Here is an 11,831-nt window from a genome sequence, read left to right as displayed (position 1 = left end):
TGGTGGGCACCCGACCCGGCATTGGGCCGGCTCGGTGGGCGACATGCACGTGCCATTGGTCAGCGGTGCGCCCGGGTACGGGCCGAGCTTACTCCTGTGCTGCGGCCGCCATCATGTCCCGGGCCTGGTCATGGCCCAGGTAACGATGGATCAGCGAGCGCATGGCGTACAGCAGCGGTATCAGGGCAAGCGCCGCCAACATCTTGTAGGCGTAGTTCAAGGTGCCGACGGCGAGGAACAGGCCCATCGACCAGTGCTGCGGGCCGATGACGAAGGCGATGTAGAGCACGACGAAGCTGTCGATGAGCTGCGAAATCGCCGTCGACCCGGTCGCGCGCAGCCAGACCGCGCGTTCGCCGGTGGCACGGCGGATGCGGTGGAACACGCTGACATCGATGAGCTGACCGAGCAGGAAAGCGATCACCGAGCCCCAGATCGTCCACAGGCCCTGGCCGAACACCGCCGCGAAGGCGGCCTGGTAGTCCGGCACGCCCTGCTCGGCGGCGACGCCGATCCACCAGGTCGCGGGCGCGAGATGGATCGCGGCGAACGCAAACGCGAAGCCATAGAGGATCAGGCCCACCGCGAGCCAGCTGATGAAACGAACACCGCGTCGTCCGTAATACTCGTTGACCGTGTCGGTCATGATGAACACGATCGGCCACAGCAGGGTGCCCGCGGTGAAATTCAGCGAGCCGCTCTGTCCGAACAGGTTCCATTCGAACGGCTGCAGGCCCAGCGTTTCCTCGAGCGCGAAAATCTTGACGCCGATGAACTCGGCGAGCACGGCGTTGGCGACGAAAAAGGCCGCGAGGACGACGAAGAGTTTTTGCGCGCGGGTGAATTCGATCATGGGCAAGTGATCTCCGGGCGGGAGGCGGGGATTATTTCGCAGCCGGCCGCTGGAACGGGATGCGATCGGGACTAACCGCGCCGCCGGAGATGATAAAGGTCATCGCCTGGTCGACGGTCCAGTCGGTCGGCGTGAGCTTGCCCACCGGCACGACCTCCAGATAGCCGGAGGTCGGATTGGGCGTGGTCGGTACGTACACCGCGGCGAGTTCTTCGCCGGTATGTTCGTCGTGCAGGATGCGGGTGACGAAGCCGACCGATTTCATCTCGTTGTGCGGAAAGTCGATCAGCACCACGCGCTGGGTGCCGTCGGGCTTGGTCTGCAGCAGGTCGAGCAATTGCCGTGCGCTGCCGTAAATGGTCTTGGCCAGCGGAATGCGCGCGATGAATTTTTCGACCCAGGCCAGCATCGTCTGTCCGGCGACGCGGCGCGCGAGCGCGCCGACCGTGATGATGAAGGCGAGGGTGACGACCAGGCCGATTGCGGTCTGCACCCAATTGTCGTCCAGCCAGCCGAGCAAGCGCGGATCGCTCGCGGCGATCTGTGCGGTCATCGGGCCGATGACCGGACGGCTGATGTCGGACAGCAGCACGAAGACAAACTTGAAGACGATCCAGACCAGCCAGATCGGCAGCAGGGTCAGCAGGCCGGTGAGGAACAACGATTGCAGTTTGCGCATGCGCCTAGTGTAGCGTGCGCGTCGTGCCGATCAGGGCTTGTCGAGATCTTGCGGACCCAGTTCGCGCACCAGTCGGAAGCCGACCTCGTCGTAGCCCTTGTCGCCGGCTTCGGCGCTGACGCGGCTCGCGGCCGTTGTCGGCGGGTCGCGCCAGCTCAATCCGCCGGCGAAGAAGCGGTTGCCCGCCGCAGCATCGCCCAGCCATTCGCTGACATTGCCGTGCAGGTCCTGGATACCGATCGGGCTGGCCACGAACGAACTGCCCGAGGCCGTGCCCTTGGCGCCGCAGGCGACCTGGCCGCTGCGGCAGGCATCGCCGCCGCGGTAGTCGTTGAAGCTGCGCCATTCGGCCTGCGTCGGCAGGCGATAACGTTCGCCGGTGCGCCGGCTCAGCCACTCGGCGTACGCGCGCGCGTCGGCATGGCTCACGCAGACGACCGGATGCGCGTCGGTCTGCGCGAAGCCGGGGCTGTTCCAGCTGCGCTTGCCGCCGAAGATGGTCGCGAGGGCGTTGCGCGCATTGCTGCAACGGCTGGGCGCGCGGCGCGTGGCGTTGGCGAACTGCGCGTAGTCGCCGCGCGTGACTTCCTCGCGCATGACCGCCAGTCCCGTGCGTGATTCGGTCGGCAAGGTCGCGAGCACCAGGGTCGGGCCGTTGCCCTTGGCGATCAGGTCGCCGGGCTTGGGCAGGACATTGGTGTTGGCGCGGCTCCAGGCCGGCTCCAGCGATTCCTGCGGTACTTCCAGGATCGCGGCGAGCGCCTTGGTCTTGCCGATGCCGGCGTAGTTGAAGCTCTTGGTGTCTTTTTCCAGGCGCGCGATCAAGGCGGGCGGGAACAAGGTCTGCAGGTTCGTCCACGCGGCGCCCTGCAGGCGGCCGGTGTCGCGCGCGAATTTCTGCGCGCGCTGGTAGGTGTTCTTCGCGGTGTCGTCGCGACCGGCCTTGATCGCATCGAGCACGGTCTTGCCGAAACCGCTGATGACTTCATCGGAGAGCTTGGGCAGGTCGGGATGGCGCGGCGCAAGTCGGCGCACGACCAGCAGGGATTCGGCGGCGTTGTCGCCAACGGGCGTGCTCAGGCGATTGGCCTTGATCTGCCGGCGCGCGGCCGACAATTCGCGTGCGCCGGGCACAGCCGGGTCGTAGTCGAGCGGCGTGACCGTGACATTGGTCTTGACCTGCGCGAACGGCGACGGCAGTACCTCGGGCGCGGGCGTCGTCGTGCCGGGCGTTTTTGGCGGCGTGGTCGCGGGGGGTGTGGTGGGCGTGGTCGTCGGCATCGCCGGCGGTGTCTGCGCGGTCACCGGCGCGGGCGTCGCGGGGGCGGCCGGTTCTTCGCCGGTGTAGAAATCCGGCGCTTTCGGAGGCGCCTCCGGGCGCTGGCGCATCGCGATCGCGACGATCGCGATCAGGGCGATGCCGAGCACACCGAACAGCACGGGCTTGAACCACGGACGCGCGCTCAGCGCTGTGCCGGGTTCGCCGCCCATCGGTGCGGCGCGCGGGCTTTCGCCGGCTGCACTGCGTTCGCGCGTGGCGATCTGGTTGAGCGCGCTGAGCATCTGCTGCGCGTTGCGATAGCGGTTGTCGGGCGCTTTCGCCATCGCGCGGTCGATGAACGGCTGCCAGTGTTTTTTCTCGACGGGCAGGCGCGGAATCGGATCCTGCGCATGCATCAGCGCCAGTGCGAGCGGATCGCTCGACAGATAGGGCAGTCGGCCAGTCAGCAATTCGTAGGCGAGCACGCCGACGCTGTACAGGTCGGCGCGACCGTCGACCGCTTCGCCGCGTGCCTGTTCCGGCGCCATGTAGCCGCCGCTGCCGACCGCGAGGCCGGCCGACGTGATGCGGGTGTTGTCGCGTTTGGACAGCGCGATGCCGAAGTCGGTGAGCAAGGGTCGGTCGGCATTGTCGAACAGCACGTTCTCGGCCTTGACGTCCCGATGCACGATGCCGCGCGCATGCGCGTATTCGAGCGCGGACAGCAGCGAGCGCAGCACTTCGGTGACGCGGCCTTCGTCGGCGGTGAAATCGCGCTGGCCCAGATGGCCCTTGGCCAGGTAGGGCAGCACGTAATACAGCAGACCCTGCGGCGTGCGTCCGACCTCGTGGATGCCGACGATGCAGGGGTGCTCGAGTTTGGCGATCGTGCGGGCTTCCTGCTCGAAGCGCTGCTTGCTCTTCTCGTCGGTCAGCGCCTCGGGCGACATGACCTTCACCGCGACCTGCCGGTCCAGAGACTCCTGCACGCCGAGATAGACGTAGGACATGCCGCCCTTGCCGATGCGCCGCATGACCCGGTAACCGGGGATCTCGGGCATGTAGCTGGTCAGTAGGGCCGACAGTTCTTCGGGTGAGAGCTCTTCGGAAGGCATGGCTACCGCAAGGGCAAGGGCTGGATTGGGGAGCATAAGCCAGCTGGCATCGGCCGGGAACACTCATGTGAAACTGCGAGCCACGTCACAGTTTCCTGCCGAACCGGGTTAGGTCGCCGGACCGGGGGCGGAATCGGGTCGTTTGCGGCGCACGTAGACCTGCTTGCGGACACGCGCCACGACGTCGCCGCCGGCATCGCGGACCTCGGTGTCGAACCAGCGCAGCAGCTTATCGCCGCCCTCGGTGGCCGCCCGGATTTCCTCCATCACCGCGTCCTCGAGACGGAATTCCGCCCAGACGGTGCCGCGGCCCGGTTTGACGAATTCGATCTCGGCCGCCTTGTCCCAGACCAGATAGCCCGGCCCGAGGTTGCGCATGACCATGATCATCCAGAACGGATCGGTCATCGCGAACAGCGAGCCGCCGAAATGCGTGCCGACGTAATTCTTGTTGTACCAGTGCTGGCGCAGCTCGACGCGCACCTGCCGGTAGTCGTCCGACACCGTCGGCACCCGGATGCCCGAGAACAGGAACGGCGGATAGATATTGAACAGGCGACGCAGGCGGCGGGCCGACATGGGCGTCAGAACAACACCGACGCCATCTTCCGGCGGTAGGCGCCGACCAGATCCTCGTCCTCGACGACGCGGAAGGCATCGATCAGCGCCTTCTTCGCCAGGCCGTCTTCATAGGCGCGGTTGCGCCGCAGCATTTCCAGGAACTGCTGCAGTCCGGCTTCGGAATCGCCTTCGACGATCTGCCGCACGCCCAGCAGATGGCGCGCGCGCAGGTCATCGGGGTCGGCGGCGATCGCGGCGAGCAGGGGCTCGCGCGGCGGCGCGTCCTTGAGCAGGGCGGCGAAGCCCAGGCGCGCACGCGCCTTCACCGCACGTTCGTCGGTGGCGAGATTCGCGGGCAGGGCATCAAGCAGCTTTTCTGCTTCGGCGACACCGCCGGTCTGCAACAGCGTGAGCACGAGATCGAGCTTGAGTTCGTCCTTGTCCGGTTCGGCCGCGATCGCCGCGCGCAGGCGCACGACTTCCGCGTGCGGATCGACGGGCGGCGCAGCGACGTCTTCTGCAGGCGCTGCCTCGTCGGCGGGTTTGGCTTCCACGCCGTGATGCTTGAGGAACTCGCGCAGCTGGCCCTCGGGCAGGGCGCCGGGGAAGCCGTCGACGATTTCGCCGCCCTTGACCAGCATCACCGTCGGAATCGACTTGATCTGGAAATAGCCGGCCAGCTGCTGCTCGGCGTCGACATCGACCTTGGCCAGGATGAAGCCGCCGTTGAATTCGGCCGCGAGCTTTTCCAGGATCGGGCCCAGCGTCTTGCACGGGCCGCACCAGGTTGCCCAGAAATCGATCAGCACCGGCACCTGCAGCGAGCGTTTGAGGACCTCGTCCTCGAAACGGGGCAGGGTGGCGTCAAAAACGTGGGCGGGCTGGGTCATGGCGGTCCGATCGATCTTGGGTCAGGAATGCGCGATCCGGCGCGGATCGCAGCGATCCTCATTCATTGCGCCACAGACTCGGAAAATCAAGCATCACGCCCTGGCAACGCGTCTGCCGCGCGGCGGCGACCAGCACGAAGTCGCGGCCGTCGAACAACCACTCGTGTTCGCTGCCGCAATCGCCCAGGCCCCGGCCCTTGGAAAATTCGCTCAGTCGCGCGGTCTTCGGGTCGTAGTCGGCATTCATCAGCCAATCTTCGGCGGCGTCGCCGGGAATCCCCGGCAGTCCGATCCGGCGCAGCTTGTCCGGCTGCGCGATCGGGCCGCGGAAGGCGCGATAGCCCGACTGATAGGCGCCGCGACCGCATTCGAGCAGGACGAGCGCGTCGGTGTCGTTGAGACGGAACGCGTGGCGCTCGGGCTCGTCTTCGGCTTCCACGTCGCAGTCCGACTCGGGTGCGAGCGCGAGCACGGCGGCCGCGTCGATCAGGGACTGCTCGCTCTTCTTGTCGAGCGCGGCGCCGGCATAGGGCCGGGCCTGGCGCTTCGGCGGCTTCGGCGCGGCCGGCACGGTGTCAGCCGGCGCGTCGCCGCGGCGGATCCAGGCGCTTTCGTGGCCGAGCCGTTGCTGCACGTCGTCGACGAACAACAGGGCAGCGACCAGGCCGTCGAGCGAAGCGCCGGTGTCGCCGACCGACAGGCGCTGGCCGTTGCGCAGCGTGTCGATCACGCCGGTGACGACGTCGGCGTCGGTGGTCAGCCAGGGTGCCTGCGGATCGGTGTCGTCGTGATCCCAGCGCTCGGCCGCCAGCGGCAGCGGTTTGCCGTCGAGTTGCAGGCGGGGCAGCAAGGGGCCGGGATCGGCGCCGAAGATTTCCAGGGACAGGTCGTCCTCCGGACCGGCGGCGCGAACGAAGCGCAGGACCAGGCTGGGCGTGTCCGCATCGGCGCCTTCGGCGACGCAGTGGCGCAGGTTGTCGCAGGTCACCACCCAGTCGCGAAACTCGCGTTCGACCGGAACGGCCGGGGCAGGTGACGGGGCCGCAAAAACGGGGGCGCTGATAAGGCAGGCAAGCAGGCAACGCAGCAACATTCGGGGGTCTCCATCGGGGGCTGGCAGGCGAGGCCGGCGGGTCAATCTACCGGCTAGGCGCACGCAGTCCTATGCCGGGGCAGGACAGTCCGGCCTCGATAGATGTGCACTTGACAGCACATAATGTAATACATAGATTACATTTAGTTCTGTGGAGGTTACGCCATGAGTCTGACCCGCGTCCGCGACATCGCCCTGAGCCTGATGGCCCTGGTCGGTCTGTACCTGCTGTATTTCGCGCCCGACCGAGACTACGGCTGGATCGGCAATGCGATCCTGATCGGCAGTGCCTGGATCACGTTCTATCTGTGGTCCAAATCCGCGCCCCTGGCCGGGCTGTCGTGGTCGCTCGGCGAGCAGCTCGCGACGCTGTCGTTGGCGTTCACCGGCGTGGTCGCGGTGTTCTTCGTGCTGAAGATGCAGCAGATGGGCTGGCAGGTGACCGATCTGAAACAGCCGGGCGTGCGCTCGCTCGGACGCAACATCGTGCTGATGCTGGTGTTGAGTTATGTGCTCATGGCGGCCTTGCGGGCGCGCGCCGGCCAGGAAGCGGTCGAGGACGAGCGCGATCGGCAGATCGCCGCGCGTGCCGCCGCGCATGCGCATATCGTGCTGGTCGTCGCGCTGATTGGCCTGGTGTTGAATCTCGGGTTCGGCGGCTCGGTGTTCGCGTCGTATGCGACGCCGCTGAACATCGCGCACTGGCTGATCGGACTGTTGATCGCCTCCATTCTGGCCGAACATTTCTCCGCGGTCTGGCAATACCGGCGCGACCGCGCGTGAGCACGGTCCCGGTCAGCAACCAGATCCGCCGCCTGCGTTTCGAGCGTGGCGAGATGACGCAGGAAGAACTCGCGCGCCGTTGCCAGGTGACGCGACAGACCATCATCGCCCTGGAAGCCGGCAAATATGCGCCCTCGCTGGAGCTGGCGTTCCGCATCGCGCGCGCTTTCGGCACCGGTGTCGAGGACGTGTTCGCCTGGCAGGAATGAGCGACGGCGACTGCGCTAGACTCGTGCCGTCCCTGCGCGCGCAGGATCATTCAAGGTATCGGGGCAAGGCATGAACAAGACCGCAGGATTGGCAGTGCTTTCCATCGTCGTGTTGCTTGCCGCGTGCCAGCGCGAGACGGCGCCCGCCGCCGCGCCGAGTCTGCCGGCTGCGGTTATCCCTGCGCCGGTTCCCGTTGCGACACCGCTGCCGCCGCCCAAGCTCGTCGTCGATCCGCATTTTTCGGTCACGCCGGCGACGTTCCGCCGTTGCGATGCGGACAAAGGCGCGATCACTGCGAAAGTCGCGTGGGATTTCAGCGGTACCAAGGCGCGCGAAATCGGCATCTTCGTCGAGACGCCGGGCAGTGAAGCAAAACTATGGATGGGTGGTGGTCCGAAAGGGGCCGCGCAGACCGGTCCCTGGGTATACGACGGCACCATCCTGAGTGCGATCGACATGGATCTGCAGGAAGCCGTGGGCCAGGTGCAGGTCAAGGCAACGCCCTGTCCCTGAAGCCCGCTCGCAGTTCGCGTCAGGCGAATTCGCGGCGCAGGTAGTCCCACAGGCCGAACACGGTCACCAAGGCGCCGCCGGCGAGTCCCGCGACGAGCACGAAAGCGACGTACTTGCCTTCGCCGGCGAGAATCTGGATCGGCATCGTCCACGGAAACCAGTGGCCAAAGCGTTCCGACTGTCCGATCAGGAAACCCATGACCGTCGCCGTCATGCCCGTCGCGACCGCGACGGTGAAACTGCGCCAGCGGATCGAGATCCAGGTATGCAGTGCGACGATCAGCAGGGCGGCGACGAACAGTCCGGCGCCGCGCGTGGCGATGAATTCCCAGGGCGGTGCGCCGGCCAGACCCATCGCGGGTTTGACCAGCATCAGCACGCCGCCGCCGATCGGGATCAGCACGGCCAGCACGCCCGTGGCCAGCAGCACCATCGCCGCGAGCGCGACGAGTTTGGCCAGGTAGTGCACGCGACGCGGCACCGGCAGGGCGAGCAGGTGCTTCCACAGGCGTTCGTTGTGTTCGAGCGCGGCCAGCAGCGCCGCTTCCAGCGTGACGAACAGCGGCAGCATCAGGATCGCCCACAGCGCCAGGCACGATTGTGCGAACAGGCGCCAGGCGGCGGCCGGATCGCCGAGGGCGTGATCGCCCATCTTGCTGAAACTCATCTGCAGCACGTACAGCGCGACGACGACGGTCGGCGCGATCAGGCACATCCACAGCGCCAGCGTGCCGCGCAGCTTGACGCTCTCCGCGGACAGGGCGCGCATCAGCGGGCTCATGCGGCGTGCTCCAGGGCGCTGTCGAGGGTGAGATCGAAGAACAGCGATTCCAGCGACACCGTCTCGCGCGCGAGATGGGTCACGGTGATGCCGTGGGTCACGAGCAGATGGTTGATCTCGCCGCCGGTGCGCACGGTCAACTGGACCTGTAGTGTCTGCGGGTCGGTCAGGCTGGCGTCTTCGCCGTGCGCGAGCAGGAATTCAAGGGCGCGCAGCGGCGAGTCGCAGCGCAGGATCAGGCGCGGTTTCACGCGGCTGCGCAGGTCTTCGAGGCGCCCTTCGAAACGCAGTCGTCCGCCATGCAGCACGCCGACGTGGCTGGCGATGAGTTCGATTTCGCTGAGCAGATGGCTGGACACAAACACGGTGAGTCCGTCTTCATCGACCAGGCGCCGCAGCATCTGGCGCATGTCGAGAATGCCGGCCGGATCAAGGCCATTGCTCGGCTCGTCGAGGATCAGCAGCTTTGGCTGTCCGAGCAGGGCCAGCGCGATCGCGAGGCGCTGGCGCATGCCCAGGGAGTAGTCGCGCACGCGGCGATCGGCCGCCTCGCGCAGGCCGACGCGTTCGAGCGTCTGTTCGATGCGTGCCTTCGGCACGTCGAGCAGGCGACGCGTGATGTCGAGGTTCTCGCGGCCGCTCAGATGCAGATACAGCGACGGCGATTCCACGAGCGCGCCGACCAGGCCCAGGGTCGTGCGCGTCTTGCGGTCCAGCGGCTGGTCGAACAAGGCGATCTCGCCGCTGTCGGGGCGCAGCAGGTCGAGCAGCAGGCGGATCGTCGTGGTCTTGCCGGCACCGTTCGGTCCGAGGAAGCCGTAGATGCTGCCGGCCGGCACGTTCAGGTCGAGATCGCGGACGCCGAAGCCGCCAGGAAACTGGCGCGTCAATCGACGGGTGCGGATGGCGAGGGGCATGATCGGGTCCGGTGCGGCGAGGGGCGGGGCGGGCGACGCAGTGTCGCTGTCGCCGCCCGCGGCCACCATGTGCCGGACGTTGGCCAACCACCCGCCGCGCCGGCGTAGACTGCGGCCAATCGTCCGAGGGGCCCGCCATGAAACGTGCAGTCTTGAAGCGTCCGGTCGTGAACCGCTGGCTGATCGCCGCCACCTTGCTCGGCACGAATGCCGCGCTCGCCGATGCCAGCCTGCACTTCCGCGTCGAAGGCCAATGCGAAGCGATGATGCAGCAGGTGCAGGTCTCCGGCAGCCAGCTGCGCATGGACACCAAAACCGCCGACATGGATGTCACGACCCTTTTCGACGGCAGCGAAGAACTCATCACCTATCTGATGCACGACAAGAAGCGTTTCCATCAGATCGAAGTCGACGAGGATGCGCTCGACTACACCGGCGATGTCGCCAACAGCACCGGCATCTACATGGACAACCAGCTCGGCAAGATCCAGGAGCAGCTCAAGGCGCAGTGCGCCCAGATGCGCAAGAGCGGCCTCGACTGCGCCAGCATGCCGAACATGGAAGAGCTGATGCGTACGGCCGGCATGGCGCAGCCGAAGATCGAAATCCGCGACACCGATCGCCGGGAAACGGTCGCCGGCGTGAGCTGCGAGGTCGTCGAGCGGTGGGAGAACGGCGTGCGCGTGCAGGAAGACTGTTATGCGACGCCCGCGGCCTTGCCGATTCCGGCGGCCGATCAACGCGGTTTCAGTCGCGGCATCATCACGATGCAGCGCTATGGCCAGAGTTTCGAGGGCATGAGCAAGCGCTTCGCCCCGAGCGCCACGCAGACCACCGCGCGTCCGCGCGCCAAGGACAGCCTTCCGCTGTCCCAGGTCTGCTACGCCCCCGACGGGAGCGTGCGCGGCCGCGTGACGCTGGAGCTCGATACGCAGGCGGTCGACGAAGCGCGCTTCGCGATTCCCGCCGGCTACTCGAAATACAACATGCAGGAAGAGATCAACCGCGAGTCGGACTAGCCGTCGTGGTTGCCGGCGGCTCAGTGAAACGAATGCCGTCGAAGACCTCGTCCGTCAGCTCCATCAGATCGACCTGGTAGGCGGCTTCGCGGCTGGCGGTGTGCTCCGACAGTTCCACCTGGACCAGTGTTCCGGCGGCCTGCGGATGGCGACAGGTTTCGCCCCGGAACGTGCGGAACGATTGCGCGGTGGGCGCGGACTTGTCGAAGTAGATGCCGTCGTAGCGCACGCAGGCGACGCCTTTGGCTTCGGTCCAGTTGTAGTGGACGCTGACCTTTTCCAGCGGCGACAGCGCTTGCACCTGACGCGCTTCGGCGAACTGCTGGGTTCCGCGAATTCAGTTCAATGGCCTTGGCGCAGTGTGGATTTCAGGTCCGGACTGAAACGGACTCCCGTGTCGGAAACCTCATTTTTCGGCGCTGTCCATGGGAAGGTCGGAAACCGACCAGCTTCCGTCGGTGGACTGGTAGGCGATGACTCTTTGCCCTGCATTGATGAAGCTGCCGGTGCACAAACCTACTTTGATGCTCAACCTGTTTGTGGCGTGGCCTTTGCGCGTCTCGGTAACAACAATGCGGAGATCGCGATTGCCGTCGATCACCTTGTCGAACGCGGCGAAGTCATCGCTTCCGGGCGGCAAGGACTCCAGGTCTTGCATGGTTGCACTGGATACCCAACCGACGACAACCGTCTGTGCAAGCTCGAACCGCACGTCCGGCTGAAGCTGTCGACAGGCCGTCGCGCAAGCCGGCGCAAGTGCCAGCGTGAGGAAGAACAGGATTTTGGTAGGCATTTTCATTTCGGTCCAAACTCCTGAATTTTGTCATCTTTGTGTAGCTCAGCGAGCGATCTGCCGTTCGCTGTATTGAGCCTATGAGTAGCGACTTCCAACTGGTTCAATCGTTGGAAGAGCTGCGGGAACTGGCCCAATGCCAACCTCTTCCAGGCCGACAATTTCGCCTGACTCGCTACTATCCCAGGTTCCGGTAAGCCAGCAACGCAGCAACGAAGCCTATTGGGATGTAGCCAAGCCATGCGGGAGTGCGATGCCCAACGTGGTTTGCTGCGGCGATGCCCAAGTGCATGAAGGCGGCAAGTCCCAGCGTGGCGGGAAGCCACATGGCGCTACGGCCCCTCTCGGGAAAGTGAGAGGCAT

Annotated in this window: 14 protein-coding genes; 4 read left to right on the top strand and 10 right to left on the bottom strand. The window is 66.0% G+C overall.

The window, feature by feature from the left end; all coding sequences use genetic code 11:
* Positions 1–88: 88 nt before the first annotated feature.
* The 6 genes from G467_RS0102330 to G467_RS0102305 form a co-directional block, all read right to left on the bottom strand.
* Complete coding sequence (locus G467_RS0102330) at positions 89–853, bottom strand: queuosine precursor transporter (protein WP_022968121.1); 765 nt, start codon at positions 851–853, stop codon at positions 89–91.
* 31 nt (positions 854–884) lie between these two features.
* Entirely contained in the window at positions 885–1,532 is a 648-nt protein-coding gene (locus G467_RS0102325) for a DUF502 domain-containing protein (protein WP_022968120.1), read from the bottom strand.
* 30 nt (positions 1,533–1,562) lie between these two features.
* Positions 1,563–3,908, bottom strand: a complete 2,346-nt coding sequence (locus tag G467_RS0102320) for a bifunctional serine/threonine-protein kinase/formylglycine-generating enzyme family protein (RefSeq protein ID WP_022968119.1) — start codon at positions 3,906–3,908, stop codon at positions 1,563–1,565.
* 108 nt (positions 3,909–4,016) lie between these two features.
* Positions 4,017–4,487, bottom strand: a complete 471-nt coding sequence (locus G467_RS0102315) for a DUF4442 domain-containing protein (protein ID WP_022968118.1) — start codon at positions 4,485–4,487, stop codon at positions 4,017–4,019.
* 5 nt (positions 4,488–4,492) lie between these two features.
* Entirely contained in the window at positions 4,493–5,359 is an 867-nt protein-coding gene (gene trxA / locus G467_RS0102310; RefSeq protein WP_022968117.1) for a thioredoxin, read from the bottom strand.
* Between the two features lie 58 nt (positions 5,360–5,417).
* A complete protein-coding gene (locus G467_RS0102305; RefSeq protein ID WP_022968116.1) occupies positions 5,418–6,452 on the bottom strand; it encodes a DUF1176 domain-containing protein in 1,035 nt (344 codons plus the stop codon).
* A 165-nt stretch (positions 6,453–6,617) separates the two neighbouring features.
* Here G467_RS0102305 and G467_RS0102300 point away from each other — a divergent pair, with 165 nt between their 5' ends.
* The 3 genes from G467_RS0102300 to G467_RS0102290 all read left to right on the top strand — a co-directional run bounded on the left by G467_RS0102300 (position 6,618) and on the right by G467_RS0102290 (position 7,958).
* Positions 6,618–7,235, top strand: coding sequence for a DUF2178 domain-containing protein (locus G467_RS0102300; protein ID WP_022968115.1), 618 nt, complete (start codon positions 6,618–6,620; stop codon positions 7,233–7,235).
* Positions 7,232–7,444: a helix-turn-helix transcriptional regulator gene (locus G467_RS0102295; protein ID WP_022968114.1), complete on the top strand. Its 213-nt coding sequence runs from the start codon at positions 7,232–7,234 to the stop codon at positions 7,442–7,444. Before G467_RS0102300 ends, G467_RS0102295 begins: the two co-directional genes overlap by 4 nt.
* A 70-nt stretch (positions 7,445–7,514) precedes the next feature.
* Complete coding sequence (locus tag G467_RS0102290) at positions 7,515–7,958, top strand: hypothetical protein (protein ID WP_022968113.1); 444 nt, start codon at positions 7,515–7,517, stop codon at positions 7,956–7,958.
* Between the two features lie 19 nt (positions 7,959–7,977).
* On the opposite strand, the gene G467_RS0102285 is transcribed toward G467_RS0102290, so the two are convergent.
* Together G467_RS0102285 and G467_RS0102280 are read right to left on the bottom strand one after the other, a co-directional pair.
* Positions 7,978–8,739: an ABC transporter permease gene (locus G467_RS0102285; RefSeq protein WP_022968112.1), complete on the bottom strand. Its 762-nt coding sequence runs from the start codon at positions 8,737–8,739 to the stop codon at positions 7,978–7,980.
* Positions 8,736–9,656, bottom strand: a complete 921-nt coding sequence (locus G467_RS0102280) for an ATP-binding cassette domain-containing protein (protein ID WP_026802285.1) — start codon at positions 9,654–9,656, stop codon at positions 8,736–8,738. The genes G467_RS0102285 and G467_RS0102280 overlap by 4 nt, the downstream gene beginning before the upstream one ends.
* Positions 9,657–9,793: 137 nt before the next feature.
* Here G467_RS0102280 and G467_RS0102275 point away from each other — a divergent pair, with 137 nt between their 5' ends.
* Positions 9,794–10,675, top strand: coding sequence for a hypothetical protein (locus G467_RS0102275; RefSeq protein WP_022968110.1), 882 nt, complete (start codon positions 9,794–9,796; stop codon positions 10,673–10,675).
* On the opposite strand, the gene G467_RS0102270 is transcribed toward G467_RS0102275, so the two are convergent.
* Both G467_RS0102270 and G467_RS0102265 read right to left on the bottom strand, forming a co-directional pair.
* Positions 10,656–10,976, bottom strand: coding sequence for a hypothetical protein (locus tag G467_RS0102270; protein ID WP_022968109.1), 321 nt, complete (start codon positions 10,974–10,976; stop codon positions 10,656–10,658). The genes G467_RS0102275 and G467_RS0102270 overlap by 20 nt on opposite strands.
* Positions 10,977–11,081: 105 nt before the next feature.
* Positions 11,082–11,474 carry a hypothetical protein gene (locus G467_RS0102265; protein ID WP_022968108.1) on the bottom strand — a complete coding sequence of 131 codons (393 nt, stop codon included), beginning with the start codon at positions 11,472–11,474 and terminating at the stop codon, positions 11,082–11,084.
* Positions 11,475–11,831: the final 357 nt, after the last annotated feature.

Source organism: Arenimonas oryziterrae DSM 21050 = YC6267, from assembly GCF_000420545.1.
GTDB classification, from domain to species: domain Bacteria; phylum Pseudomonadota; class Gammaproteobacteria; order Xanthomonadales; family Xanthomonadaceae; genus Arenimonas; species Arenimonas oryziterrae.
This window is presented reverse-complemented; position numbering and strand designations above follow the sequence as displayed.

What these genes read in the sequence shown, in the direction of transcription:
- G467_RS0102330 (WP_022968121.1), bottom strand. Translation starts at nt 853, where the DNA reads ATGATCGAATTCACCCGCGCGCAAAAACTCTTCGTCGTCCTCGCGGCC.
- G467_RS0102325 (WP_022968120.1), bottom strand. Translation starts at nt 1,532, where the DNA reads ATGCGCAAACTGCAATCGTTGTTCCTCACCGGCCTGCTGACCCTGCTG.
- G467_RS0102320 (WP_022968119.1), bottom strand. Translation starts at nt 3,908, where the DNA reads ATGCCTTCCGAAGAGCTCTCACCCGAAGAACTGTCGGCCCTACTGACC.
- G467_RS0102315 (WP_022968118.1), bottom strand. Translation starts at nt 4,487, where the DNA reads ATGTCGGCCCGCCGCCTGCGTCGCCTGTTCAATATCTATCCGCCGTTC.
- trxA (WP_022968117.1), bottom strand. Translation starts at nt 5,359, where the DNA reads ATGACCCAGCCCGCCCACGTTTTTGACGCCACCCTGCCCCGTTTCGAG.
- G467_RS0102305 (WP_022968116.1), bottom strand. Translation starts at nt 6,452, where the DNA reads ATGTTGCTGCGTTGCCTGCTTGCCTGCCTTATCAGCGCCCCCGTTTTT.
- G467_RS0102300 (WP_022968115.1), top strand. Translation starts at nt 6,618, where the DNA reads ATGAGTCTGACCCGCGTCCGCGACATCGCCCTGAGCCTGATGGCCCTG.
- G467_RS0102290 (WP_022968113.1), top strand. Translation starts at nt 7,515, where the DNA reads ATGAACAAGACCGCAGGATTGGCAGTGCTTTCCATCGTCGTGTTGCTT.
- G467_RS0102285 (WP_022968112.1), bottom strand. Translation starts at nt 8,739, where the DNA reads ATGAGCCCGCTGATGCGCGCCCTGTCCGCGGAGAGCGTCAAGCTGCGC.
- G467_RS0102280 (WP_026802285.1), bottom strand. Translation starts at nt 9,656, where the DNA reads ATGCCCCTCGCCATCCGCACCCGTCGATTGACGCGCCAGTTTCCTGGC.
- G467_RS0102275 (WP_022968110.1), top strand. Translation starts at nt 9,794, where the DNA reads ATGAAACGTGCAGTCTTGAAGCGTCCGGTCGTGAACCGCTGGCTGATC.
- G467_RS0102265 (WP_022968108.1), bottom strand. Translation starts at nt 11,474, where the DNA reads ATGAAAATGCCTACCAAAATCCTGTTCTTCCTCACGCTGGCACTTGCG.